The sequence below is a fragment of the Hydrogenophaga pseudoflava genome (genome assembly GCF_004353865.1).
Classification (GTDB): Bacteria; Pseudomonadota; Gammaproteobacteria; order Burkholderiales; family Burkholderiaceae_C; genus Hydrogenophaga; species Hydrogenophaga pseudoflava.
Genome location: NZ_CP037867.1, coordinates 1,369,944 through 1,395,013 on the forward strand (window position 1 = coordinate 1,369,944; position 25,070 = coordinate 1,395,013).

At 69.1% G+C, this 25,070-nt stretch carries 25 protein-coding genes; 16 read left to right on the top strand and 9 right to left on the bottom strand.

Annotated elements, in window-relative coordinates; genetic code table 11:
- Position 1: 1 nt before the first annotated feature.
- Both HPF_RS06725 and HPF_RS06730 read left to right on the top strand, forming a co-directional pair.
- Complete coding sequence (locus tag HPF_RS06725) at positions 2 to 619, top strand: TorD/DmsD family molecular chaperone (RefSeq protein ID WP_133156125.1); 618 nt, start codon at positions 2 to 4, stop codon at positions 617 to 619.
- Between the two features lie 26 nt (positions 620 to 645).
- The gene (locus HPF_RS06730; RefSeq protein WP_133156126.1) at positions 646 to 1,128 is read left to right on the top strand and encodes a DUF456 domain-containing protein; all 483 of its coding nucleotides are present in this window, start codon (positions 646 to 648) and stop codon (positions 1,126 to 1,128) included.
- 27 nt (positions 1,129 to 1,155) lie between these two features.
- On the opposite strand, the gene HPF_RS06735 is transcribed toward HPF_RS06730, so the two are convergent.
- The gene (locus tag HPF_RS06735) at positions 1,156 to 1,959 is read right to left on the bottom strand and encodes a metallophosphoesterase family protein (protein WP_133156127.1); all 804 of its coding nucleotides are present in this window, start codon (positions 1,957 to 1,959) and stop codon (positions 1,156 to 1,158) included.
- Complete coding sequence (locus tag HPF_RS06740) at positions 1,956 to 2,903, bottom strand: diacylglycerol/lipid kinase family protein (RefSeq protein WP_133156128.1); 948 nt, start codon at positions 2,901 to 2,903, stop codon at positions 1,956 to 1,958. The genes HPF_RS06735 and HPF_RS06740 overlap by 4 nt, the downstream gene beginning before the upstream one ends.
- A gap of 229 nt (positions 2,904 to 3,132) precedes the next feature.
- Here HPF_RS06740 and HPF_RS06745 point away from each other — a divergent pair, with 229 nt between their 5' ends.
- Positions 3,133 to 3,735: an exopolysaccharide biosynthesis protein gene (locus HPF_RS06745; RefSeq protein WP_207959320.1), complete on the top strand. Its 603-nt coding sequence runs from the start codon at positions 3,133 to 3,135 to the stop codon at positions 3,733 to 3,735.
- A gap of 24 nt (positions 3,736 to 3,759) precedes the next feature.
- Here HPF_RS06745 and HPF_RS06750 read toward each other — a convergent pair whose 3' ends face one another.
- Positions 3,760 to 5,796 carry a sensor histidine kinase gene (locus HPF_RS06750; protein ID WP_133156129.1) on the bottom strand — a complete coding sequence of 679 codons (2,037 nt, stop codon included), beginning with the start codon at positions 5,794 to 5,796 and terminating at the stop codon, positions 3,760 to 3,762.
- Entirely contained in the window at positions 5,796 to 7,202 is a 1,407-nt protein-coding gene (locus HPF_RS06755) for a sigma-54-dependent transcriptional regulator (RefSeq protein WP_243721695.1), read from the bottom strand. The genes HPF_RS06750 and HPF_RS06755 overlap by 1 nt, the downstream gene beginning before the upstream one ends.
- A 450-nt stretch (positions 7,203 to 7,652) precedes the next feature.
- On the opposite strand from HPF_RS06755, the gene HPF_RS06760 reads away from it, so the two are divergent.
- The 10 genes from HPF_RS06760 (at position 7,653) to HPF_RS06805 (ending at position 18,049) form a co-directional block, all read left to right on the top strand.
- The gene (locus HPF_RS06760; protein ID WP_066149667.1) at positions 7,653 to 7,871 is read left to right on the top strand and encodes a formate dehydrogenase; all 219 of its coding nucleotides are present in this window, start codon (positions 7,653 to 7,655) and stop codon (positions 7,869 to 7,871) included.
- A 17-nt stretch (positions 7,872 to 7,888) separates the two neighbouring features.
- Positions 7,889 to 10,849, top strand: coding sequence for a formate dehydrogenase subunit alpha (locus HPF_RS06765; RefSeq protein ID WP_133156130.1), 2,961 nt, complete (start codon positions 7,889 to 7,891; stop codon positions 10,847 to 10,849).
- An 11-nt stretch (positions 10,850 to 10,860) separates the two neighbouring features.
- Entirely contained in the window at positions 10,861 to 11,466 is a 606-nt protein-coding gene (gene fdh3B, locus HPF_RS06770; protein ID WP_066149674.1) for a formate dehydrogenase FDH3 subunit beta, read from the top strand.
- On the top strand, positions 11,466 to 11,705 hold the full coding sequence (locus HPF_RS06775) for a hypothetical protein (RefSeq protein WP_127802925.1): 240 nt from the start codon (positions 11,466 to 11,468) through the stop codon (positions 11,703 to 11,705). Before fdh3B ends, HPF_RS06775 begins: the two co-directional genes overlap by 1 nt.
- 10 nt (positions 11,706 to 11,715) lie before the next feature.
- On the top strand, positions 11,716 to 12,924 hold the full coding sequence (locus tag HPF_RS06780; RefSeq protein WP_079367024.1) for a formate dehydrogenase subunit gamma: 1,209 nt from the start codon (positions 11,716 to 11,718) through the stop codon (positions 12,922 to 12,924).
- 13 nt (positions 12,925 to 12,937) lie between these two features.
- Positions 12,938 to 13,294 (top strand): hypothetical protein, encoded by a 357-nt coding sequence (locus HPF_RS06785; protein ID WP_133156131.1) that lies wholly within the window; start codon positions 12,938 to 12,940, stop codon positions 13,292 to 13,294.
- 39 nt (positions 13,295 to 13,333) lie between these two features.
- On the top strand, positions 13,334 to 14,212 hold the full coding sequence (locus HPF_RS06790) for a formate dehydrogenase accessory sulfurtransferase FdhD (protein WP_133156132.1): 879 nt from the start codon (positions 13,334 to 13,336) through the stop codon (positions 14,210 to 14,212).
- Between the two features lie 57 nt (positions 14,213 to 14,269).
- The gene (gene upp, locus HPF_RS06795; RefSeq protein ID WP_079367021.1) at positions 14,270 to 14,902 is read left to right on the top strand and encodes a uracil phosphoribosyltransferase; all 633 of its coding nucleotides are present in this window, start codon (positions 14,270 to 14,272) and stop codon (positions 14,900 to 14,902) included.
- Between the two features lie 177 nt (positions 14,903 to 15,079).
- The gene (locus HPF_RS06800; protein ID WP_133156133.1) at positions 15,080 to 17,623 is read left to right on the top strand and encodes an ABC transporter permease; all 2,544 of its coding nucleotides are present in this window, start codon (positions 15,080 to 15,082) and stop codon (positions 17,621 to 17,623) included.
- Positions 17,624 to 17,635: 12 nt separating this feature from the next.
- Positions 17,636 to 18,049: a group II truncated hemoglobin gene (locus HPF_RS06805; RefSeq protein ID WP_127802913.1), complete on the top strand. Its 414-nt coding sequence runs from the start codon at positions 17,636 to 17,638 to the stop codon at positions 18,047 to 18,049.
- An 11-nt stretch (positions 18,050 to 18,060) separates the two neighbouring features.
- On the opposite strand, the gene HPF_RS06810 is transcribed toward HPF_RS06805, so the two are convergent.
- Together HPF_RS06810 and radC are read right to left on the bottom strand one after the other, a co-directional pair.
- Positions 18,061 to 18,702, bottom strand: a complete 642-nt coding sequence (locus HPF_RS06810; RefSeq protein ID WP_079367018.1) for a Smr/MutS family protein — start codon at positions 18,700 to 18,702, stop codon at positions 18,061 to 18,063.
- Between the two features lie 34 nt (positions 18,703 to 18,736).
- The gene (gene radC, locus HPF_RS06815; protein WP_066149698.1) at positions 18,737 to 19,429 is read right to left on the bottom strand and encodes a RadC family protein; all 693 of its coding nucleotides are present in this window, start codon (positions 19,427 to 19,429) and stop codon (positions 18,737 to 18,739) included.
- Between the two features lie 132 nt (positions 19,430 to 19,561).
- On the opposite strand from radC, the gene HPF_RS06820 reads away from it, so the two are divergent.
- From HPF_RS06820 to serS, 3 genes are all read left to right on the top strand, one after another.
- A complete protein-coding gene (locus HPF_RS06820) occupies positions 19,562 to 20,011 on the top strand; it encodes an FKBP-type peptidyl-prolyl cis-trans isomerase (RefSeq protein WP_066149701.1) in 450 nt (149 codons plus the stop codon).
- Between the two features lie 86 nt (positions 20,012 to 20,097).
- Entirely contained in the window at positions 20,098 to 21,057 is a 960-nt protein-coding gene (ispH, locus tag HPF_RS06825; RefSeq protein WP_243721696.1) for a 4-hydroxy-3-methylbut-2-enyl diphosphate reductase, read from the top strand.
- A gap of 132 nt (positions 21,058 to 21,189) precedes the next feature.
- A complete protein-coding gene (serS, locus tag HPF_RS06830) occupies positions 21,190 to 22,506 on the top strand; it encodes a serine--tRNA ligase (protein WP_133156135.1) in 1,317 nt (438 codons plus the stop codon).
- 85 nt (positions 22,507 to 22,591) lie between these two features.
- Here the strand turns inward: serS and HPF_RS06835 are convergent, their stop codons facing one another.
- The 3 genes from HPF_RS06835 to HPF_RS06845 form a co-directional block, all read right to left on the bottom strand.
- Positions 22,592 to 22,807, bottom strand: a complete 216-nt coding sequence (locus tag HPF_RS06835; protein ID WP_066149709.1) for a hypothetical protein — start codon at positions 22,805 to 22,807, stop codon at positions 22,592 to 22,594.
- 95 nt (positions 22,808 to 22,902) lie between these two features.
- Positions 22,903 to 23,763, bottom strand: coding sequence for a peptidoglycan DD-metalloendopeptidase family protein (locus HPF_RS06840; protein ID WP_207959323.1), 861 nt, complete (start codon positions 23,761 to 23,763; stop codon positions 22,903 to 22,905).
- Positions 23,760 to 24,923, bottom strand: a complete 1,164-nt coding sequence (locus tag HPF_RS06845) for a Gfo/Idh/MocA family protein (protein WP_243721697.1) — start codon at positions 24,921 to 24,923, stop codon at positions 23,760 to 23,762. The genes HPF_RS06840 and HPF_RS06845 overlap by 4 nt, the downstream gene beginning before the upstream one ends.
- Positions 24,924 to 25,070: the final 147 nt, after the last annotated feature.

Consider the following 25,070-nt stretch of genomic DNA (forward strand, 5'->3'; position numbering starts at 1 on the left):
TATGAACGAACCGATCCCCGTGTCCTCCGCCCTCGACGAAGAAACCGCCCGCGCCGAGGTCTATGGCCTGCTGGCCGCGCTCTACTACGCACCGCCCGGCCCCGATCTGCTGGCCCAGCTGCGCGTGGCCGTGACCGAAGCGCCCGCAGCCGGCGGCTTCCTCGAAGAACCGTGGCGCCAGTTCGTCGGCACCGTGCGCGACCTCAGCGACGAACAGGTGGCGAACGAGTACGACGCCCTGTTCGGCGGCGTCGGCAAGCCCGAGGTCTACCTGTTCGGCTCGTTCTACCTCAGCGGCTTCCTGAACGAAAAGCCGCTCGCCGCGCTGCGCAGCGACCTGGCCGCCCTGGGTCTGGCGCGCGACGAGGCCATGCCCGAAACCGAAGACCACTTCGCCTGTGTCTGCGAAGTCATGCGCTACCTCATCGCCGGTGACGACGTGGAAGTGGCCAACCTCACCCAGCAGCAGAAGTTCTTCAGCGCCCACGTGCAGCCCTGGGTGCCCGCCATGTGCGAGGCCATCAGCGCCCACCCCAAGGCCCGGTTCTACGCCGCGCTGGCCGGTTTCACGGCGGCCTTTGTCAGCGTGGAGTCGCAGGGTTTTGATCTGATGGTGTGAGCGTGACCACCCACTGAAAGCCCGCCTTGGAAGTCACCCTGCTCTGGATTCTGTGTGCCGCCCTGATCGTGGCGGGCCTCGCCGGCACCGTGCTGCCGGTGTTGCCGGGCACGGTGCTGGTGTGGGCGGGCATCGTGCTGGGCGCCTGGATCGACGACTTCCAGCGCGTCGGCACGACCACCCTGGTGGTGGTGACGGTGTTGGCCGCGCTGGCCTGGGTGCTGGACTACGTGGCCGGGCTGCTCGGCGCCCGCAGGGCCGGCGCCAGCCGGCAGGCGCTGGTGGGTGCGGCTATCGGCACCGTGGCGGGCCTGTTCATGGGCGTGGTGGGTGTGCTGTTCATGCCCCTGGTAGGCGCCGCGCTGGGCGAGTACCTGGCGCAGAAAGATCAGCACCGCGCCGTCCGCGTGGGTGTGGCCACCTGGCTGGGCATCATGCTCGGCCTGCTGGCCAAGGTTGTGCTGGCTTTCATCATGGTGGGGCTGTTTGTCGCGGCGCTGCTGATCTGAGGCGCGCCGCCGGCGCATAGCCGGTGCTCAGGCGCCGACGGGTTCGCGGTCGGGCTGCAAGGTGGTGGCGAGCGTGCGCGCAAAGGTTTGCTCGCGAACCAGGAAGTCCCAGCGTTCGACGCGGCAGCGCTCCTGGGCCGGCGCCCAGCGCACGATGTTCACCGAGTTGGGCACCCCGGGCCGCAGGCGCGAGGACACGGCGGTGCCCGCCTGCACCACCCACAGCCGGCGCGCCTGCCCGTGCAGCGCCAGTGTGTAGGGCAGGTGGATGTGACCTCCCAGCAGCAGATCGGCCCCGGCCTCGGCCCAGACCCGCAGGGCCTCGTCGTGGCCGCGCAGCAGGTGGTGGCGGTCGCGCGGCTCGGTCACGGCCAGCGGCTGGTGCACCACCACCACGCGCAACTGGCCGGGGTCTGCAGAGCCCAGCAGTCTGGCCACGCGGTCGATCTGCGCAATGGACAGGTCGCCGTTGCGGTGACGCCAGGACCGGGTGGTGTTCGCGCCGATGACCAGCCATTCGGGGGCTGCGATCACCGGTTCGAGGTCGGTGCCGAAGGCCGCGGCATAGCGCGCGTAGGGCCGGGCCAGGCGCTCCCGCAGGTCCAGCAGCGGAATGTCGTGGTTGCCGGGGATGGCCAGCACCGGCGCGCCCAGCCGGTCGACGAAGGCCCTGGCCGCCTGGAATTGGGCCGGCCGGGCGCGCTGGGTGATGTCACCCGAGAGCACCACCAGGTCTGGTTGCTGCTGCGCGGCCAGGTCCAGCAGCGCGGCCATCACGGGCGCCTGCTCGGTGCCGAAGTGGGTGTCTGAAATGTGCAGCAGCACGCTCATGAATCGGCCTGCAGCAGGTAGAGCGGCTGTTCGAGCACGCGGAAGTCGATCGGTGCGCGCATGCGCGTCACCTCACCGTCGAAGGCCACCATCACCTCCCGGCGGCCCGGCAGCAGCCGCGGCCGGGCCACCAGGTGGTGGAACTCGAAGCTCTCGACACCAGCGGCTTCGCCCAGGCGGCCCATGGCGCCGTGCAGCAGCAGCCCGAGCATGGACAGGGTGCCGATGGGGCGCAGCATCAGCGCGGCCATGCTGCCGTGTCCGGGCGTGCCGGCAATGGTGTCCTCGGGGTGGGCGCCGAACTGCTCCAGCTGCAGCCGGTTGTTGCCCACGAAGAGCGTCAGCGTGTTCACATCGCGCACCTGATCGCCCAGCTCGATGTGCAGGCGCAGCCGGCGCTGCGCACGCAGCAGGGTGGCGCAGGCCGCCATCAAGGCCACCCAGCGGCTGCGGCCGAAACGCGCCTTGAAGGCCTCGCGGTCCTGCAGCAGCTCGGGGTAGATGCCCAGGCTGGCATTGACCAGGAACACCCGGTCGTTGATCCCACCCACCTGCACCGGCTGCGGTCGCGCATCCATCAGCAGCTGTGCCGCTGCGGCCGGGTCGGTGGGAATGCCGTGGGTCCGGGCGAAGTAGTTGAAGGTGCCATAGGGCATCACCCCCATGGCGCAGCCGGCCGCGTGCGCCGCCTGGGCCACCGCATTGAGGCTGCCGTCGCCGCCGACGGCGACCACCGCCGAACGCCGCTGCATCGCCTCCGCCGCGGCCCGGGCCGCCACGCGCGGCAGTTCGGCCGGCTCGCAGACCCGCAGCTCGCCCCGGCGACCGCGCGCCGCCAGGGCCGACTCGATCACGCTCCGTTTGGCGTCGACGTCCTGGGCGCCGGCCCCGGCATTGATGACGAACAGCAGCGGTGAATCGGGGGCGAAGGGGGGTGCCGGCATGGTTGCAAGAGGGCAAATGCACAGAGTGTGAGTCGGCACCGCTGCGCGGCGTTCAGTTTTTTTCGATCCTCGCGTTCGGCTCAGGCTCCTTGCAAGCTGCGCGGTCAGGAGGCACAGTGCGGTGGTCTTTTTTCTGAGAGACCATGCGTCTCCTGGAACCCGCATGCCAGGCCAGCCATCCCCACCCCCGACACCCTCCGAGCTCCGCAAGGAGCGGCGCCGTGCCACCGTGGCGCGGATTGCGGACGCCCATTTGTCCGCCATGGGCGGCACCCTGGCCGACACCATCGGTCACGACAGCCGGCAGCGGCTGGTCTGGCTGGCGCTGCTGGCCATGCCCCTGCTGTTCCCGGTGGCGCTGCCGGGCATGGGCTCGGCCGTCGGGGTGTTCTGTCTCGTGATCGCCTTCGGGCTCTGTGCCGGACGGTCGGTGCCCCTGCCGGCCTGGCTCGGTGAGCGCACGCTGAGCGACCGCGTCCGGGGTCTGCTCACCCGCATGCTGGCCCGCGTCATCCATCTCATTGCGCGTCTGGGGCGGCCCCGGCTGCTGGGCCTGAGCCACCACTCCGCGCGCTGGGCCAACGGCCTGATGCTGTCGGTGGCGGGCGTGTCCATGGTGGTGCCGGTGCCCGTCATCAGCTTTGACAACGTGCTGCCCGCCCTGGCCATGGTGCTGACGGCCTGGGGCCTGCGCCTGCGCGATGGCCTGATGCTGCTGGCCGGGCACGTGGCGACGCTGGTGGCCGCCACGTCGGTGGTGCTGCTGTGGTGGGGGGGCTCGCAACTGGTGGTCGACCTGCTCACGAGGCTTGGCGTTTCCGCCCTGCAGTGACCGCAAGCGGCACACGCCACCGGTTCATCCGCCGGGCCGTCCGTCCCGTGTGTTCACCGCCGCCGGCGCCTGCGGCTCGGTCAGCAGCCGCACGCTGAACACGGCACCGCTGTGGCCATCCTCCCGGTTCCCCGCGCCGATGCCGCCGCCATAGCGCTCCACCAGCCCCAGGCTGATCCACAGGCCCAGACCGTTGCCGTCGTTCTTGGTGGTGAAGAAGGGCCGGAACAGGCGCTCGGCCACGCCCTGTGCCAGCCCCGGCCCCGAGTCCTGCACTTGCAGCAGTGCGCCACACGCACCGTGCTCGTCGGCCCAGTCCCGTGTGAGCAGTCGCAGCGTGCCGCCCTGCGGCATGGCCTGGATGGCGTTGATGAGCAGGTTGATGATGACCTGCTGCAGTTCCTGCCGGTTCAGGCCCACGCGCTGCGTGGCCTGCAGGTCGCGCACCACCTCGATGCGGGTCTGCGCCAGCAGGTGCGCCACCAGCACCAGGCAGTCGTGCACCGTGCGGTTGAGGTCCAGTGTCTCCACATAGCCCGCGTACTCGGTGGGCCGCGCGTACTGCAGCAGCTGGGTGACGATCAGGCGCATGCGCTCGACCTGTTCGTCCAGCAGCTTGAACTCTGCTGTCACCGGCCGGGCCTGCGGGCCCAGGGTGTCGCGGATCAGGTCGAGGTTGCCCTGCATCACCGCAATGGGGTTGTTGATCTCGTGCGCGATGCTGGCCGTGAGCTGGCCGATGGCGGCGAGCTTTTCGCTCTTGACCAGCTGCTGCTGCGCCAGCCGCAGCGAGGCGTTGCTCTCCTCCAGCTCGCGCGTGCGCTCGGCCACCTTCTGGTCCAGCTCTTCGCCCCAGCGGCGCAGCGCGGTGGTGTTCTCGTCGATCACGTCCAGCAACTGGTCCAGGTGGCTGGCCAGGGCGCCGAGTTCGTCGCGCGCCGGCAGCGCACCCACGCGTGCGGCGCTCTCGCCATCCTCCACGCGCTGCATGGTGCGGTTCATCTGCTCCACCGGTTTGAAGATGCTGCGCGCCCAGCGCACCGAGAACCAGGCCGACACCGCCATCACCGCCAGGAAGATCAGGCCCATGACGGCCAGCATGGCGTGGCGCACCCAGCGGAAGGGCGACTCCAGGAAACCCACGTAGAGCATGCCCACACGCTGTCCCGCGGCGTCCAGCAGCGGTTCGTAGGCCGAGACGTACCAGTCGTTGACAACAAAGGCGCGGTCCAGCCAGGTCTCGCCCTGGCCGAGCACCCGGTCGCGCACGGTCTGCGACACGCGGGTGCCGATGGCGCGCTGGTCCTGGAACAGGCGCACGTTGGTGGTGATGCGCACGTCGTCGAGGAACAGGGTGGCGGTGCCCTCGCTGCCGAAGGGCAGGGCGCCTTCGGGATAGACGATGCGGTTGATGTGGTCGATGAAGTCCAGGTTCTGGTTGAGCAGCAGACCGCCCACCAGCAGAGCCTGGGGCTGACCGGCTTCATCACGCACCGGCTGCAGTGCCAGCAGCACCAGGGCGCGGTCTTCCGTGGCGCGGGCATCGGGCGCGGCGTTGCGCGTGCTCACCAGCGGGATGTGCAGGCGAGGAAGCAACCGCGGGGCGAGGGCCGCGAGTTCGTCGCGCGAGAGGCGCACGATCTGCGCGGACCTTGCGGGCGTCGTCGCGGCCGTTTGCAGCAGCGACGCCACACCGGCGGGCAGGGTGGCGCTCGGGTCGTCCTGGCGCATGAGCAGCAGGAAGTCCAGCCCCAGCTCCAGCCGGTCGGCCGCCAGGCGTGCGGCCAGGTCGCCACCGGCCATGGCCTGCAGCAGGCGCTGCGAACGCGCCACGCCGCGCGTGCCGCTGCCCACCTCGGCCAGGGTCTGGTCGAAGTAGCCGCGCGCCACGGCCAGATCGCTGCGCACCTTGGTGATCAGCAGACGGTCGTAGGTGACGCTGCTCCACACCGCGATGGCCAGCACCAGGAGGGGGAACACCACCAGCAGCGGCAGCAGCGCCATGGCCAGCAGCTTGTTGCGCACCGAGGTGGCGAGCCAGCGCGGTGTGGGCAGCTTCATCAGCGGCCGAACGCCTGTGAGCCATGACCCCACTCGGCCACGCGCCGCTCCAGCGTGCGGCGCGACACGCCCAGCAGTTCGGCCGCGCGGGTCTTGTCGCCCTGCACCGAGTCGAGCACGCTGAGGATGTGCTGCTTCTCGAGCGTCGCCAGATCCATGGGGGCCCCTGCCTCGGTGCCGGCGCTGCGCACAGGGTCCCCGGGGTAGAGGGCCGAGATGTTGAGCGAACCGAGGATGAGCGAGCGCTCGATCAGGTTGCGCAGCTCGCGCACATTGCCCGGCCAGTCGTACTGCGCGAGGTAGTCGAGCTCCTGCGCACTGATCGCCAGCGGCGCCACGCCGAGCGCGGGCGCGAGCTGCTCCATGAAGTGCTGCACCAGGGCCGGGATGTCGGCCTTGTGCTCGCGCAGTGGTGGCAGGCTCAGCTCCACCACCTGCAGCCGGAAATACAGGTCCTTGCGGAAGCGGCCCGCGGCCACCTCGTCCGCCAGGCGGCGGTTGCTCGCGGCCATGATGCGCAGGTTCAGCGGCACCAGCTGTTCGCTGCCCACCGGGCGGATCTTCAGGTCTTCGATGGCCCGCAGCAGCGTGGCCTGGATCGGCAGGGGCAGTTCGGCCACTTCGTCGAGGAACAGCGTGCCCCCCTGTGCGTAGTGGAACAGGCCCTCGCGCGCCCGCGCAGCGCCGGTGAACGCGCCGCGGGCGTGGCCGAAGAGTTCGCTCTCCATCAGCTCGGGCGAGACGGCGGCGCAGTTGAGCGGCACGAAGGGGCCGTTGGCCCGCGGGCCGTTGGCGTGCAGGGTGCGGGCCACCAGCTCCTTGCCGGTGCCGGACTCGCCCTGCAGCAGCACGGTGCTGTCCACCGGTGCCACGCGAGCCACCGAGGCGCGCAGCCGCTGCATCGCTTCGGACGCGCCCACCAGCGCCTGGTTGCGGCCGTTGGAGCTGGCCACCGCGCGGCGCAGCACGAAGTTCTCGCGCCGCAGCCGCGAGCGCTCGAAGCAGTGCTTCACGGCGTTGAGGATCTGGGGTACGCGGAAGGGCTTGAGGATGAAGTCCGACGCACCGGCGCGCAGCGCCTCGATGGCGGTGTCCAGGTCGGCAAAGGCCGTGATCAGGATGACCTCGCCGCTGAAGCCCTGCTCGCGCAACTCCTTGAGCCAGGTCACACCGCTCTTGCCGGGCAGCGAGATGTCGAGGATGACCAGGTCGGCGTGGTGGCCGTGCAGCCAGTCGGCGCCTTCCTCGGCGCTGGTGGCGCTCATCACAAAGTGGCAGCGTGGCGCCAGCGTCTTGACGAGGAAATTGAGCATGCCCTGCTCGTCGTCCACGACCAGGATGGACCAGTCGGGCCAGCCTTCAAGGCCTTTGTCGGGGGAGGAGATAGGCGCAGGTGAGGTGTCCACCCGGCGGCATTCTACGGAGGAGGTGGAGCAATTCACTCGGATATTGGCGCCGATCCGACAACGTGGCCCGCCGGAGCAGCGGTGATGGTGGGATGTGGGTCGCGACAAATTGTCGCGACTGGCCTCGACAGCTTGTCGGCGTGATGGGCGACTGCGGTGCCTGAGGTGCGGGTATTCCCTTGAATTCGGATGTTTCAAGGGCGATCAAGCGCCCCGGATACCGTCACAGGTGCTGGTGTCGGGTTGGCATGGTTCTCGCTGGGTTGTCGTCGCTTTCATGCCGGCGCAAATGGGGCGCGTCGGCCGGGCTGTCAACCCGCTCCGGCGCTGAGGGTCGGCACATGGCGTCGGCTTGCGCCGGCACTGGGCCTTGGTTAGATTCCACATATGCAAAAAGTCCACATGATGTGCCGTGCACGCCAGCCGGACGTCGTTCCACAGGAGACACGCATGAGCAAGCCCCAACCCGAATCCCGCGGCCGCCTGAGCCGCCGCACGCTGTTTGCGGGCGCTGGCACCGTCGGTGCGCTGGCCGCTGCGACCAGCCTGTTGCCCTCAGTGCAGGGCACGCCCGAACCCGAGGCTGCCGCCCGCCCGGCTCCCGAGCGGGGCGGTGGCTACAGCCTGACCGATCACGTCAAGCAGTACTACAAGACCACCCGGATCTGAACCCGAGGAGCCCCACGATGTTGCTCACCAAAAAAACCGCGGGCGCGGCCGCCACTGGCCGCAGCCACGCCTTTGTTCACAGCCTGCAGCGCGGCCTGGCGTCGGCGCTGCCCACCATGGACCGCCGGTCCTTCCTGCGCCGCTCGGGTCTGGGTGTCGGCGTCGGCATCGCCGCCTCGCAGCTGACCCTGGTCAAGAAGGCCAAGGCCGCTGCGGGTGGCTCGATCGACGGCACGGGAAAAATCGAGGTCCGCCGCACCGTCTGCACCCACTGCTCGGTGGGCTGTGCGACCGACGCCATCGTGGAGAACGGCGTCTGGGTGCGCCAGGAGCCGGTGTTCGACTCGCCGATCAACCTGGGATCGCACTGCGCCAAGGGCGCGGCCCTGCGCGAGCACGGCCACGGTGAATACCGCCTGCGCTATCCGATGAAACTGGTCGACGGCAAGTACCAGAAGATCAGCTGGGACCAGGCGCTGGACGAAATCACCGCCAAGATGAAGGCGCTGAAGGAAGCCAGTGGCCCGGATTCGGTCTACTTCATCGGCTCGTCCAAGCACAACAACGAACAGGCCTACCTGCTGCGCAAGTTCGTGAGCTTCTGGGGCAGCAACAACTGCGACCACCAGGCGCGCATCTGTCATTCCACCACGGTGGCCGGCGTCGCGAACACCTGGGGTTACGGCGCGATGACCAACTCGTACAACGACATGCAGAACAGCAAGTGCGCGTTGTACATCGGCTCCAATGCGGCCGAGGCGCACCCGGTGTCCATGCTGCACATGCTGCATGCCAAGGAGAACGGCTGCAAGATGATCGTGGTGGACCCGCGTTTCACCCGCACAGCCGCCAAGGCCGACGAATACGTGCGCATCCGCTCAGGCACCGACATTCCCTTCCTGTTCGGGCTGCTGCACCACATCTTCAAGAACGGCTGGGAAGACAAGCAGTACATCAACGACCGCGTCTATGGCATGGACAAGGTGCGTGAAGAGGTGCTGGCCAAGTGGACGCCGGCGGCCGTCGAAGAGGCCTGCGGTGTCAAGGAAGAGCAGATGGCCAAGGTGGCCAAGATGATGGCCGAAGCCAAGCCCGCCACCATCGTCTGGTGCATGGGCCAGACCCAGCACTCGATCGGCAACGCCATGGTGCGTGCATCCTGCATCCTGCAGCTGGCGCTGGGCAACGTGGGCAAGAGTGGTGGCGGCACCAACATCTTCCGCGGCCACGACAACGTGCAGGGCGCCACCGACGTCGGCCCCAACCCCGATTCGCTGCCGGGTTACTACGGCCTGGCCGCCGGCTCCTGGAAGCACTTCGCGGCCGCCTGGGGTGTGGAGTACGACTGGATCAAGGCCCAGTACGCCGAGGGCATGATGGAAAAACCCGGCATCACCGTCTCGCGCTGGATCGACGGTGTGCTGGAGAAGAACGAGCTGATCGACCAGGAGCACAACCTGCGCGGCGTGTTCTTCTGGGGCCACGCGCCCAACTCGCAGACCCGCGGTCTGGAGATGAAGCGCGCGATGGACAAGCTGGACCTGCTGGTCGTGGTCGATCCCTACCCCTCGGCCACCGCGGCGATGGCCGCCATGCCCGGCAAGCCTGAAGACCTGAACCCCGACCGCGCGGTCTACCTGCTGCCGGCGGCCACGCAGTTCGAGACCAGCGGTTCCTGCACCGCATCCAACCGCTCCCTCCAGTGGCGCGAGAAGGTGATCGACCCGCTGTGGGAGAGCCGCAGCGACCACATGATCATGTACCAGTTCGCGCAGAAGCTGGGCTTCGACAAGGAGCTGTGCAAGAACTACAAGATGCAGCAGGTCAAGGGTCTGGACGAGCCCGTGCCCGAGGACATCCTGCGCGAGATCAACCGCAGCGTCTGGACCATTGGCTACACCGGCCAGAGCCCCGAGCGCCTGAAGGCCCACATGCGCAACATGGGCGCCTTCGACATCAAGACGCTCAAGTGCAAGGGCAAGGTGGTGGACAAGGAAACCGGCTACGACATGTCCGGCGACTACTTCGGCCTGCCCTGGCCCTGCTACGGCACGCCCGAGATCAAGCACCCGGGCTCGGCCAACCTGTACGACACCTCCAGGCACGTGATGGACGGTGGCGGCAACTTCCGCGCCAACTTCGGCGTCGAGCGTGAAGGCGTGAGCCTGCTGGCCGAGGACGGCTCGCATTCGCTGGGTGCCGAGATCACCACCGGCTATCCCGAGTTCGACCACCTGCTGCTCAAGAAGCTGGGCTGGTGGGACGACCTGAGCGATGCCGAGAAGGCCAAGGCCGAAGGCAAGAACTGGAAGACCGACCCGACGGGCGCCATCATCCGCGTGGCCATGGCCCACGGCTGCCACCCGTTCGGCAACGCCAAGGCGCGCGCGATTGTCTGGAACTTCCCCGACGGCATCCCTCAGCACCGCGAGCCGATCTACGGCATCCGTCCCGACCTGGTGGCCAAGTACCCGAGCCACGACGACCAGAAGAACCGCTGGCGCCTGCCCATCCTCTACAAGTCGCTGCAGCAGAAAAACGTCGAGGACAAGGTCCACGAGAAATTCCCGTTCATCATGACCTCGGGCCGGCTGGTCGAGTACGAAGGTGGCGGTGAAGAGACGCGTTCCAATCCCTGGCTGGCCGAGCTTCAGCAGGAGATGTTCATCGAGCTCAACCCGGCCGCCGCGGCGGCGCGCGGCATCCGCAACGGCGAGCGCGTCTGGGTCAGCACCCCCACCGGTGCGCGCCTGAACGTGCAGGCCCTGGTGACCGAGCGGGTGGACGAGCACACGGTGTTCATGCCCTTCCACTTCTCCGGCCGCTGGCAGGGTGAGGACATGAAGGCTTACTACCCGGCCGGCGCCATGCCGGTGGTGCGCGGCGAGGCCATCAACACCGCCACGACCTACGGTTACGACATCGTGACCATGATGCAAGAAACCAAGACGACGGTCTGCAACGTCGAAAAAGCATAAGGAGACGCGCGATGGCACGAATGAAATTCATCTGTGACGCCGAGCGCTGCATCGAGTGCAACGGCTGCGTCACCGCCTGCAAGAACGAGCACGAGGTGCCCTGGGGCGTGAACCGCCGCCGCGTGGTCACGCTCAACGACGGCGTGCCGGGCGAGAAGTCGATCTCGGTGGCCTGCATGCACTGCAGCGACGCGCCCTGCATGGCGGTCTGCCCGGTCAACTGCTTCTACCGCACCGACGAAGGTGTGGTGCTGCACGACAAGGACGTCTGCATAGGCTGCGGCTACTGCAGCTACGCCTGCCCCTTCGGCGCCCCCCAGTTCCCCAGCCAGGGCACCTTCGGTGTGCGCGGCAAGATGGACAAGTGCACCTTCTGCGCCGGTGGCCCGGAGGAGCACGGCAGCGAAGCCGAGTTCGAGAAGTACGGTCGCAACCGCCTGGCCGAGGGCAAGCTGCCCGCCTGCGCCGAGCAGTGCTCGACCAAGGCCCTGCTCGCCGGTGACGGCGACGTGGTTGCCGACATCTTCCGCAGCCGCGTGCTGCGCCGTGGCAAGGGCGCCGAAGTCTGGGGCTGGGGCACGGCCTACGGCACCGCCCAGGGAGGGACCAAGTCGTGATGCGCAAGACCCTGACGATCCTCGGACTGCTGGCGTCCGCCACGGTCCTCTCCGCCTGTGGCGAGAAGCCCCAGGAAACCACCGGTGTGCGCCAGGACACCGCGCCTTATGCCGGCGTCGGCAAGAGCCAGTACCAGCAGCCGGGATGGACGGTCGGCGACAAGGCCAGCTGGGAGCAGCAGCTCAAGGCGCGGGCCCAGTACGGCATGAACGACTACACCCGCGTCAGCTCTCAGTGAGGAACCGCGCATGAGCCAACCTACCTTTGCCCGACTGCGCGGCTGGGGCGTGGCGCTGTCGCTGGCCGGGACGCTGGGCCTGGTCCACGCACAGGCCGCCAGCACCCCGCCCGACGATCCCGCACCGCCCGCCACCCAGCAGGCGGCCCCGGCCGTGGGCGGCGTCAAGAGCGCGAACATCTTCGAGATCGCGCCCGACGCCAGCTCCGACCCGAACTACGCCAGCCAGACCAATGCCCAGCGCAAGCTGGTGCAGCCCGGCAACAACGCGCCCATGTGGCGCGATGTGGGCAAGGGCGTGACCGGCTACAGCAGCCTGCCGGTGACGCAGGCGCCCGAGGCCGGCAACCTGATCCAGCCCTTCGTGCAGTACCCGGGTTCGCGTCTGACGACCGCGGGCGAGGCCTGGCGCCAAGTGCGCAACGACTGGCTGATCCCCTACGGCGGTGCGCTGCTCTTCATCGTGCTGCTGACGCTGGCGATCTTCTACAAGACCAAGGGCCCGCTGGGCGGCCACCTGCCCGACACGGGCCGCAAGATCGAGCGCTTCACCCCGTTCGAGCGCGCCGCCCACTGGTCCAACGCCGGCGCCTTCATCGCGCTGGCGGTTTCGGGCATCGTCATGGCCTTCGGCAAGTTCTTCCTGCTGCCGGTGATCGGCAGCACGCTGTTTGGCTGGCTGACCTTCGCGCTGAAGAATGTCCACAACTTCGTGGGCCCGCTGTTCGCGGTGTCGCTGCTGATCATCGTGATCACCTTCATCAAGGACAACATCGCCAACGCCGCCGACTTCGTCTGGCTCAGCAAAGCCGGCGGCATGCTGAGTGACAAGGAAGTGCCTTCTCACCGCTTCAACGCCGGTGAGAAGGGGCTGTTCTGGTGGGGCGTGACCATTCCCGGCATCGTGGTGGTGGGTTCGGGCTTGTTCCTGGACAAGCTGCTGCCGGGCATGCTGTACCTGCGTGGCGACATGCAGATCGCCCACATGCTGCATCTGGTGTGCGCGCTGGTGATGATGACGCTCATCATGGGTCACATCTACATGGGCACAGTCGGCGTCAAGGGCGCCTATGGCGCCATGAAGACGGGCTATGTGGACGAGGCCTGGGCCAAGGAACACCACGAGCTGTGGTACGACGACGTCAAGGCCGGCAAGATCCCCGCCCAGCGCAGCAAGTCCGGTCCGGCCGCACCGCTGCAGGCGCCCGCCAAGGCCTGACCCTGAGGACGACATGATGAAGAAGACATTCCTGCTGATGGCGCTGGCCGCCGTGTCCACGGCCACGCTGGCCAAGTTGCCCGCCCCCGTGCTGGACGACGCCGCCAAGGCCAAGGCCGAGGAGGCCAAGGCCAAGACCGCACACGCCGGCAAGGTGGACGCCTACAAGCTCTGCCTGTCGATGGACAAGGCGGCGGCCAACCACCAGAAGAACCTGGCCGCCGCGGGCAAGGCGGCCAAGCCGGCCACGGCCACGCCGCCCTGCGCCGATCCGGGCCCCTTTGTCTGGCCGGCGCCGGCTTCGGCGGCGGCTCCTGCCGCCCCGGCGGCGCCCGCACCTGCCGCGGCAGCCCCCGCCAAGAAGTCCTGACGGCTGTCGCCGTCCGCGCGGCGGCGTATCCTTGACCGCATGAACTTGGCCGATCTGCCCCACGCCGTTGCCCCCGACCAAGCTGCTGCGCTGCGGCCGCGCCTGACGCAGGTCCATGCCGACCTCACCCGCGAGGTGACGGTGGTGGACGAGTCCGGCCAGCCGCGCGCCATCCGAATCCCGGCCGAGCGCGACCTCACGGTCTACGTGGACAAGCGCGAGCTGGTCACCCTCATGACCCTGGGGGCCCACCCCGAATGGCTGGTGCTGGGTTACCTGCTCAACCAGCGGCTGGTGGGTGGCGTGCACGACATCGAGTCCATCACCGTCGACTGGGACGTGGGCGCCGCCGCCGTGGTGACGCGCGCGGGCATCGACCGCATCGAGGAGCGCACCGCACGCCGCGTGGTCACCACCGGCTGTGGCCAGGGCAGTGTGTTCGGTGGCCTGATGGACGATGTGGACCGCATCGTGCTGCCGCCGCAAGCCACGCTGCGTCAGTCGCAGCTGTACGGCATCGTCAACACCATCCGCCTGCACGACAGCACCTACAAGACCGCCGGCTCGGTGCACGCCTGTGCGCTGTTCGTCAACGAAGACCTGCAGCTGTTCGTGGAAGACGTGGGCCGCCACAACGCGGTCGACACCATCGCGGGCTGGATGGCCCTGCAGCAGCCGCTGCCCGCAGGCGAAAAGGTGTTCTACACCACCGGCCGCCTGACCAGCGAGATGGTCATCAAGTCGGCCCAGATGGGGGTGCCGGTGGTGGTTTCGCGCAGCGGCATCACCGAAATGGGACTGCACGTGGCCCAGCGCGTGGGCCTGTGCGCCGTCGGCCGGGCCACGCACAGGCGCTTCCTGTGCTTCTCGCACCCCCAGCGCATCGTCTTCGACGACATGCCGCCCCCCGCGGCATAAACTTGCGGCAGCGCCAGCCCAGGGTGGCTGGCCATTCATTTTTTCGAGTCCCCGTTCATGAGCCGCGACGTCCACATCATCGATCACCCCCTGGTCCAGCACAAACTCACGCTGATGCGCAAGAAGGACACCAGCACCAAGAGCTTCCGCGAGCTGGTGCACGAGCTGTCGGCGCTGCTGGCCTACGAGCTCACGCGCGACATGCCGATGCAGTTGATCGAGATCGAAACGCCGCTGGAGAAGATGATGTCGCCGGTGATCGATGGCAAGAAGATCGTGCTGGCCTCCATCCTGCGCGCCGGCAATGGCTTTCTGGACGGCATGCTGCAGGTGCTGCCCGGCGCGCGCGTGGGCCACATCGGCCTGTACCGCGACCCGGCCACGCTCAAGGCGGTGGAGTACTACTTCAAGATGCCCAGCGGCATGGAGGAGCGCGACGTGATCGTGCTCGACCCCATGCTGGCCACCGGCAACTCGGCTGTTGCCGCGGTGGACCGGCTCAAGGCCACGAACCCGCGCTCGATCCGTTTCGTGTGCCTGGTCACCTGCCCCCAGGGCATCAAGACCTTCCACGACGCGCACCCCGACGTGCCGATCTACACCCCGGCGGTGGACCGTGAGCTCAACGAGCATGGTTACATCGTGCCGGGTCTGGGCGACGCGGGCGACCGGATCTTCGGCACGAAATAAGGTCCACCCCCATCGCCGGCTCACTGCGTGTAGCCGGCTCCGCCCCTCAAGGGGCAATGCCTGCGGGCCGGCGGAGCCGGACCCACGGCATTCTCGACGGGAATGTGCGCCCCGGCTGCGTTTCATGCTTATCCATACGGTCGCGCGCGGTTGATGCGCTTGCGGTAAGGTCGCCGGATGGCTGCTGCTTCTGATTCCCTTCCGGTGTCGTTCTGGTCCCTGGGCTGGCGTTCACTCTGGCGCGACTGGCGCGCGGGCGAGTTGCGGCTGTTGCTGCTGGCGGTGACGCTGGCGGTGGCGGCGCTGACGGCGGTGGCTTTTTTTGCCGACCGGCTGCAGGGTGGCCTGCAGCGCGACGCGCGGGCGCTGATCGGTGGCGACGCGGTGATCCAGAGCGACCAGCCGGCGCCCCCGGCGTTTGCCGCCAAGGCCGCCGAGCTGGGCTTGCAGACGGTGCAGACCCTGAGTTTCCCGACCATGGGCAGGGCGCGGGACGAAGAGGGCGGCGCGGCGCGCCTCGTGGCGCTCAAGGTGGTGGCACCCGGGTATCCGCTGCGCGGCAGCCTGCGCGTGGCCGACGGCCCCGAGGCGGCCGACGCGCCCACCCGCGACATTCCCGCCCCCGGCACGGCCTGGGTCGACGCAGCCCTGTTGTCGGCGCTGCAGCTCCAGATCGGCCAGCCGCTGCTGCTGGGCGACGCGAGCCTCACGCTGGCCAAGGTGATCGTGGTCGAGACCGACCGCGGCGCCGGCTTCATGAGCTTCGCGCCGCGCGTCATGATCAATGCCGCCGACCTGCCCGCTTCCGGCCTGGTGCAGCCGGCCAGCCGCGTCGGCTACCGGCTGGCAGTGGCGGGCGCCGACCCCGCAGTGAAGCAGTACGTGGCCTGGGCAGAGGCCGAACTGAAGAAACCGGAGATTCGCGGGTTGCGGCTGGAGTCGCTCGAAGGCGGCCGGCCCGAGATGCAGCAGACGCTGGAACGCGCCGAAAAATTCCTCAACCTGGTCGCGCTGCTGGCGGCCCTGCTGTCGGCGGTGGCGGTGGCCATTGCGGCGCGCGGCTTTGCCCAGCGCCACCTGGACGACTGCGCCATGATGCGCGTGCTCGGCCTGTCGCAAGGCGCCATGGCGCGCGCCTACGCCTTCGAATTCACCGTGGTCGGCCTGGTGGCCAGCGGCCTGGGGGTGCTGGCGGGCTTCGGGTTGCACTACGTGTTCGTACTGCTGCTCTCCGGGCTGGTCGAGTCGGCGCTGCCGGCCGCGACGTTCTGGCCAGTGCTGCTGGGCCTGGGCATGGGGCTGACGCTGATGATGGCCTTCGGCCTGCCGCCGGTGCTGCAACTGGCACAGGTGCCGCCGCTGCGCGTGATCCGGCGCGATGTCGGGCAGCTCAAGCCCGCCACGCTGGCGGTGCTGGGCCTGGGCGTGGCCGGCTTTGCGGTGCTGCTGCTGGCCGCCAGCCGCGACCTCAAGCTGGGCGGCATCGCGGTCGGTGGTTTTGCCGCCGCGGTGGCGGTGTTTGCGCTGGTGAGCTGGGCGGCGGTCTGGCTGCTGCGCCGGAGCGTCAACGAGAGCACCGCGCCGCGCGCGCTGGTGCTGGCCACGCGCCAGCTCTCCGCCCGGCCGGCCTACGCCGTGGTGCAGATCAGCGCGCTCGCGGTGGGGCTGCTGGCCCTGGTGCTGCTGGTGCTGCTGCGCACCGACCTGATCGCCAGCTGGCGCAACGCCACGCCGCCCGATGCACCCAACCGTTTCGTCATCAACATCCAGCCCGAGCAGGCCGATCCGTTCCGGCAGGCACTGACCGACGGCGGTATCGGCCAGTACGACTGGTACCCGATGATCCGCGGCCGCCTGGTGAGCGTGAACGGCGCTGCGGTGCAGCCGGAACACTTCGAGACCGACCGCGCCCAGCGCCTGGTCGAGCGCGAGTTCAACCTCTCGCACAGCGCCCAGCCGCCGGTCCACAACGACATCGTCGCCGGCCGCTGGACGCCCGAGGAACAGGACGGGCTCAGCGTGGAAGAAGGGCTGGCCAAAGAACTGGGCCTCAAGCTCGGCGACCGGCTCGGCTTCGAGATGGCGGGCATCCCGGTCGAGGGCCGCATCACCAGCCTGCGCAAGGTCGACTGGGGTTCGATGCGGGTGAACTTCTTCGTGCTGTTCCCGGTGTCGCAGCTGCCCGATCTGCCCACCACCTACATCAGCGCCTACCGCGTGCCCGATGCCAACAAAACCTTTGACAACGCGCTGGTGCGCCAGTTTCCGAACATCACCAACGTCGACATGAGCCAGACCATTGCGCAGGTGCAGCGCGTGCTGGGTCAGGTGATCAGCGCGGTGGAGTTCCTGTTCGGATTTGCGCTGGCGGCTGGTCTGGTGGTGCTGCTGGCCACGATCACGGCCACACGCGGCGAGCGCGAGCGCGAGTTCGCGGTGCTGCGCGCGGTGGGCGCGGGTTCGAAGCTGCTGCGCGACGTGCAGCGGGTCGAGCTGCTCGGCGTGGGCCTGCTGGCGGGCGTGCTCGCGTCGGTGGTGGCCATCGCCGTCGGCTGGGCGCTGGCGAAATACGCCTTCGAGTTCAGCTGGCAGCCGTCCCCCTGGGTGCCGCTGGCCGGCGGCCTGGCGGGCGGCGTGCTGGCGCTGGCGGCGGGCTGGTGGGGCCTGCGCAGCGTGTTGCGCACGCCGGTGGTCGAAACGCTGCGTCGAGCTGCAGTCTGAACTTCAAACAACATGAACGAACAAGAAACGTCCGTCCCCGTATCCCCCGCCACACCGTTCGAGTGGATCGGCGGCGAAGCCCGTGTGCGCGCCCTGGTCGACCGCTTCTACGACCTGATGGACATCGAACCGGGTTACCACGAGCTGCGGGTGGCGCACGGCAGCACGCTGGACGATGCGCGCCAGAAGCTGTTCTGGTTTCTCTGCGGCTGGCTCGGCGGCCCCTCGCACTACGAAGACCGCTTCGGCCACCCGCGCCTGCGCATGCGGCACATGCCCTTCAAGATCGGCATCGTCGAGCGCGACCAGTGGCTGGCCTGCATGGACCAGGCGATGGGCGAGACCGGGGTGCCTGAGGACCTTCGGGTGCGGTTGCGCGAGAGCTTCTTCAAGACCGCCGACTGGATGCGGAACACGCCGCAGTGAGTCGGCGGGGCTCAGCGCCCCACCGGCTTGAGCAGCACCACCAGCGCCCCGGCGCCACCCTCGGCCGGCCGCGCCTGCACGAAGGCCAGCACTTCCTTCTTCTGCACCAGCCAGCGCTGCACCCGGCCCTTGAGCACCGGCGTGCGGCCCGGCGAGCCCAGCCCCTTGCCGTGCACCACGCGCACGCAGCGCAGTCCCAGCTGGTGGGCCTCGCGGACGAAGCGGCCCAGCGCCTCGCGCGCCTCGTCGGTGCGCAGGCCGTGCAGGTCGATGTGCTTCTGGATGCTCCAGTGACCCTCGCGCAGCTTGCGCGTCACATCCGGACCCAGGCCCGGTCGGCGGAAGCTCAGCGCCTCGTCGGTGTGCAGCAGGGTCTCGACGTCAAACTCGTCCGACAGCGCCTCGCGCATCACCGCGTGCTCGTCGAGCTGCCGCTGCCGCGGCTCGGTGGAGACCGGCGCGGGTGGATGGATCACGCGCCGGTGATGGGGCAGGGGCCGCACCGGGCCGACCGCCAGTTCAAACAGGCGCTTTTCGCGGTCCATGCGCAGCGCGTGCAGGCGCTCGGCCTCGCGCGCCGCGGCTTCGGCCGCCGCCCGCTGGGCGATCACCTTCTGCAGCGTCTTGAGGTCGGCGAGGGCGCGCACTTTCATGGTGGCGCAATTCTCGCCCAGGGGGCATGGCCTGTCAGACCAGGCCCATTTCGGCCATCGAGGCGGCCTGGTCGCGGGTGACGATGAAGTGGTCCAGCACCCGCACGTCCACCAGCGCCAGCGAGGCCTTGAGCGACTGCGTCAGCGATTCGTCGGCGCGCGACGGGCGGGCTTCGCCACTCGGGTGGTTGTGGGCCAGTACCACGGCGGCTGCATGGTGGTGCAGGGCGCGCAGCACCACTTCGCGCGGATAGACCGAGGTCTGCGACAGGGTGCCGCGGAACAGCTCCTCCAGCGCCAGCAGCCGGTTCTGGCTGTCGAGGAACAGCACGCAGAACACCTCGTGCGCGCGGGCGCCCAACTGCAGTTGCAGGTACTCGCGCACTGCTTTCGGGCTGTCGAACAGCGGGCGCTGCTGCAGCTCCTGCGCCAGCGCCCGGCGGGCCAGTTCCAGCACCGCCACCACCTCGGCCCGTTTCGCCGGCCCCAGACCCTTGACGGTTTTGAGTGCCTCCGCGCTGGTGTGCAGCAGCCCGCCGACACCGCCGAAGCGGTCGAGCAGTTCCTGTGCGAGCTGGATCACGTGTTTGCCGCTGATGCCGGTGCGCAGCAGCAGCGCCAGCAGCTCGGCGTCGCCCAGTGCGCCGGGGCCCCGGCTGAGCAGTTTTTCGCGCGGGCGCGCGTCGGCGGGCAGGCTCTTGAGCCCGGTGGCGGCCAAACCATTCATCTGTGTGTACTCCCTGTTGCCGCCGGGGCGGTCGCCGGTTTTTACAATAGAGGCCCTCGCCCGGCGCCGTCGTCCGGGCCGTCCTGTGCGCGCTGCGTCCGCCGCACCCCCTGTTTCATCCCCCATTTGTCCATGACACACGTCCAAGAAGGCTCCTTTCTCACCCTGCACTACCGCCTGTCCGGCCCCCAGGGCAAGGTGGTGATCGACACCTTCGAGCAGGGCCAGCCCGCCACCCTGAGCCTGGGCGCCGGCGAGCTCTCGCCCGCCATCGAGCAGCGCCTGATCGGCCTGGAAGAGGGCACGACCACGGTGATCGACCTGGCCGCTGGCGAGGCCTTCGGCGAACGGCAGCCCGAGATGGTCCAGTGGGTCGCGCGCAAGCTGCTCAACGAACTGGGCGACCCGCACGAGAAGTACACCGCGGGCGACGTGGTGCAGTTCCCCACACCCGACGGTCTGGGCCAGTACGCCGGTTCCGTGGTCGAGGTGCGCGAGGACGGTGCGGTGCTGTTCGACTTCAACCACCCGCTGGCGGGTCAGCCGGTGAAATTTGAAGTCCAGCTGATCGGGGTGCTCTGATGAGCGAAAAATCGAGCGCTGCGCCGGGCCGCCCCAAGCAAGCGAGGGCCCCCTCGGGGGGCAGCGAACCACACGAAGTGGGGAGCGTGGGGGCTGAGATCCTTCTGGCGGAGCCGCGCGGGTTCTGTGCCGGTGTGGACCGCGCGATCGAGATCGTCGAGCGCGCGCTGGCCAAGTTCGGCCGGCCCATCTACGTGCGCCACGAGATCGTGCACAACACCTACGTGGTCAATGACCTGAAGGAAAAAGGCGCGATCTTCATCGAGGAGCTGGACGAGGTGCCGCCCGGTGCCACGCTGGTGTTCTCGGCCCACGGCGTGAGCCAGGCCGTGCAGAAGGAGGCCGAGCGGCGGGGCTTCCGCATCTTCGACGCCACCTGCCCGCTGGTGACCAAGGTGCACGTCGAGGTCGCCAAGCTGTTCAAGGAGGGCTACGAGTTCCTGATGATCGGCCACAAGGGCCACCCCGAGGTGGAGGGCACCATGGGCCAGCTCAGCGAAGGCATCCACCTGGTCGAAGACATCGACGACGTGGCCAAGGTGCAGCCGAAGCAGACCGAGCTGCTTGCGGTGGTGACGCAGACCACGCTGAGCGTGGACGACACGGCGGGCATCCTGGCCGCGGTGAAGGCGCGGTTCCCGAAGGTGCGCGAGCCCAAGCAGCAGGACATCTGCTACGCCACGCAGAACCGGCAGGACGCCGTCAAGCTGCTGAGCCCGCAGGTGGACATCGTGATCGTGGTCGGCAGCCCGACCAGCAGCAACAGCAACCGCCTGCGCGAAGTGGCCCACCGCCTGGGCACCGAGGCCTACATGGTCGACAACGCCAGCGAGCTGAAGGCCGAGTGGTTCGACGGCAAGCAGCGCGTGGGCCTGACGGCTGGCGCCTCGGCGCCCGACATCCTGGTGCAGCAGGTGATCGACCGCCTGCGCGAACTCGGCGCGATTTCGGTGCGCAAGCTCGACGGCATCACCGAGACCATCAAGTTCCCGCTGCCCAAGGGGCTGAAGATCGACGGCGACGGCCCGCTGGAACACATTCATTGACCCCCCCCGCGCCGCCTGCGGCGTCACCCCCCAGGGGGCGCCAGCAGCGGCCCGGCAGAGCCGGTTCCGCGCTGGCCCCGAACGAGCGGCGCCTGCTGACCACCTGTTTGGCGCAAACCTACAATCCTTTCCATGCTTGACATTCTTCTTCTCCGCAAAGACTTGGACGCCGTCGTCGCGCGCCTGGAAACCCGCAAGAACCCCCAGCCCTACCTCGACGTGTCCGCCTACCAGGCGCTGGAGCACGAGCGCAAGGCGCTGCAGACCCGCACCGAGGCCTTGCAGGCCCAGCGCAACAGCCTGTCCAAGCAGATCGGCATGCTCAAGGGCAAGGGGCAACACGCCGAGGCCGACGCGGTGATGGCCCAGGTGGGCGAGATGAAGGCCGAGCTGGAAGCCTCGGCTGCGCGTCTGGACGTGATCCAGGGCGAGCTGCAGACCCTGCTGCTGGCCGTGCCCAATCTGCCGCACGAGAGCGTGCCGGTGGGCGCGGGCGAAGAGGGCAACGTGGTGGTGCGCCAGTGGGGCACACCGAAGACCTTCGACTTCCCGGTCCGCGACCACGTGGACATCGGCGAGAAGCTCGGCCTGGACTTCGACACCGGCACCAAGCTGGCCGGCTCGCGCTTCACCTTCATGCGCGGCCCCATTGCCCGCCTGCACCGCGCGCTCGCCCAGTTCATGCTGGACACGCAGACCCAGCAGCACGGCTACACCGAGTGCTACACGCCCTACATCGTCAACGCCGACACCCTGCGTGGCACCGGCCAGCTGCCCAAGTTCGAGGCCGACCTGTTCGCGGCGAACAAGGGCGGGCAGGAGGGCGCTGAGGAGAACCAGGCGCTGTACCTGATTCCGACCAGCGAAGTGACGCTGACCAACGTGGTGCGCGACACCGTGCTGGCCGAAGCCGACCTGCCGATCAAGATGACGGCGCACACCCCGTGCTTCCGTTCCGAAGCCGGCAGTGCCGGGCGCGACACACGCGGCATGATCCGCCAGCACCAGTTCGACAAGGTGGAAATGGTGCAGATCGTGCACCCCGAGAAGAGCTACGAGGCGCTGGAAGAGATGACCGGCCACGCCGAGGCCATCCTGCAGGCGCTGGGCCTGCCTTACCGGGTGATGAGCCTGTGCACGGGTGACATGGGCTTTGGCGCCAGCAAGACCTACGACCTGGAGGTCTGGGTGCCGGCGCAGGGCACCTACCGCGAGATCAGCTCGGTGTCCAACTGCGAGGCCTTCCAGGCGCGTCGCCTGCAGGCGCGCTTCAAGAACGCCCAGGGCAAGAACGAGCTGGTGCACACCCTCAACGGCTCCGGCCTCGCCGTGGGGCGTGCGCTGGTGGCGGTGCTGGAAAACTTCCAGAACGCCGACGGCAGCGTGACCGTGCCCGTGGTGCTGCGGCCCTACATGGGTGGCCTGGAGCGCATCGGCGGCGCTGGCTGATTCGCGGATGCCGCGGAACCGGCTTTGCCGGGCCGCAGGCATCGCCCCCTCGAGGGGGTAACGCCGAAGGCGGCGTGGGGGTGGGCTAGTTCAGCCGGAACCCCTTCGCCTGCATGCAGTGGCGAACCAGTTCTTCGGCCTGGTCGCCCTTGATCTTGGCAAGTCCGGTCTGGAACTTGCACTCCGACTCCACGTTGGCGGTGTCGAAGGCGCTCACGCCTTCCTTCTGCCATTGCCGCTTGGTCGATGAGCACGCCGCCAGGGCGATGAGGACGGCGATGGCGAGCGGCAAACGGTACACGGGGCCTCCGGGGCGGACATTCGGGCAACAAGGGGAGCGCGCATTGTGCCCGCGGCGCTCCGGCCGGCCGCCATTCCCCGCCCCAAAAAACGGGATCAAGCGTGAATAAACAACGCCGGGTCCACTGAGGTCCGGTTGAGCAGCACACTCCAGTGCAGGTGCGGGCCGGTGACGCGGCCGGTGGCGCCCACCGCGCCCAGCGGCTGGCCGGCCGCCAGCGAATCGCCCGCCCGCACATCGGTGCGGCTGAGGTGGCACAGCATGGACAGCAGGCCACCGCCATGGTCCAGCCAGACGGTCTGGCCGTTGAAGAAGTAGTCGCCCGTGTCGGCCACCCGGGCCGCCAGCGGGGCCACCACCGGCGTGCCGGTCGCGGCCGCGATGTCCATGCCGCTGTGGGGCTGGCGCGCCTGCCCGTTGAACACGCGCCGCAGCCCGAAGGAGCTGGAGCGGCGCCCGTCCACCGGCGCCTGCATGCGCAGGTCGCGCGGCACCGGTTCGGTGAAGCGGGCGATGACGGCCTGCTGGTGGAGCCGTTCGCGCTCGTGCCGCGCCAGGTCCTTGGACGAGAGTTCGACCGTGCGTGGGGCCACCGTCAGGCGCTGCTCGGCGTAGGCCTTGGGGCCGATCCGGTAGGGCAGGGCGCGCCGACCCCCACCGGTCTCAACCTCGATCTGTGCGTCCCCGGGGGTGGCCGACAGCGGTATGCCGACCAGCGCGGTCCAGCCCGCCGGATCGCCCACCACCAGCAGGGGCGCCTCGCCGGCCCAGGCCCTGGGCCGGTCCGCGGCTGGGCCGAGGGCCAGCCGGGCCACGCCGCCGGGCACGGCCGATGCCTGAGGCCAGTCGGTGGTCGGCAGACCTGTGGTGTCGGCCCGGGCCGCGGTGAGCGCACCCAGACCCATGGCGGCCAGGGTGCCGAGCACCTGGCGGCGGGAGCGCGTGGGCCGCGTCATGCGGCCGTCCAGGCGCCACCGGCTTGTGCCGAGCGGATCACCGCGTCGACGAAGCGCATGCCCATCCAGCCGTCGTGCGCGTTGGGGAAGTGCAGGGCCAAGGGGTCGGGGCGCTGACCGGCGCGCCGCGCCGCGATGGCCTCGGCCGCGTCCGAATAGAGGTTGGCGAAGGCCTCGGGGAAGCCCTCGGGGTGGCCGGCGGCCACGCGGGTGCCGCGCAGCGCCAGCGGCAGGGCGCCCGGGCCGCGCGGCGTCAGGCGCTGGGCGGGGGCGTCCAGCGGCTTGAAGTCCAGCACCTGCGGATGTTCCTGCTGCCATTCGAGCGAGCCGCGCGAGCCGCTGACGCGGATGCGCAGGCCGTTCTCCACCCCTGCGGCGGCCTGGGTGACCCAGAAGCTGCCGCGCGCACCGCCCGCCATGCGCAGCAGCACGCCTGCGAAGTCGTGCGCGCTGCGCTCGGGCACCACGCAGCCGAGCTCGGCCGCGACCTCCCCGACCTCCAGCCCGCTGATGAAGCGCAGCAGCTGGTGGGCGTGGGTGCCGATGTCGCCCATCACCAGCGAAGGGCCGCCGCGCGCCGGGTCGGCCTTCCAGGCCACGCGGCCGGGGCCGGGCTTGGCACGCCCGCCCTGCACGTACTCCACCTGCACCAGGCGGATCTCGCCGAGCTGGCCGTCGGCCACCATGGTGCGGGCCTGGCGCACCATGGGGTAACCGCTGTAGTTGTGGGTCAGGCAGAACACCCGGCCGCTGGCCTGGACCTTCTCGAGCAGCGTCTGCGCCTCCGCCAGGGTGTTGGTCATGGGCTTGTCGCAGATGACGTCGAAGCCGTGCTCCAGCGCCGCCATCGCAGCGGGAAAGTGGCCGTCGTTGGGCGTCATGATCGCGACCGCGTCGATGCCGTCGGGGCGCTGCGTTTCGGCCGCCAGCAGGGTGGCCAGATCGGGGTGGCAGCGGTCCGGGGCCAGGCCCATCGCCAGCCCGGCGGCCACCGAGCGCTGCGGGTCGGAAGAGAGCACGCCGGCCACGATGTCGTAGCGGTCGTCCAGGCGGGCCGCCATGCGGTGGATGGGGCCGATGAAGGAGCCCGGACCGCCGCCGATAACAGCGAGGCGAATGCGGCGCCCGAGCAGGGCGATGACGGGGTTGCGGTCGTTCACGGCAGGGTCCTGAGAGGAAGCGAGAAGAAAAGGCCTCCAGCATAAGCAACCGAGGTGACAGCGGGCAGGCCTGCCACCGGTGATCCCCTCTGGTCGCACGAAGTCTTTCGGCGTACAAGCGGGGTCCATTCCAACACAGAGGAGTCC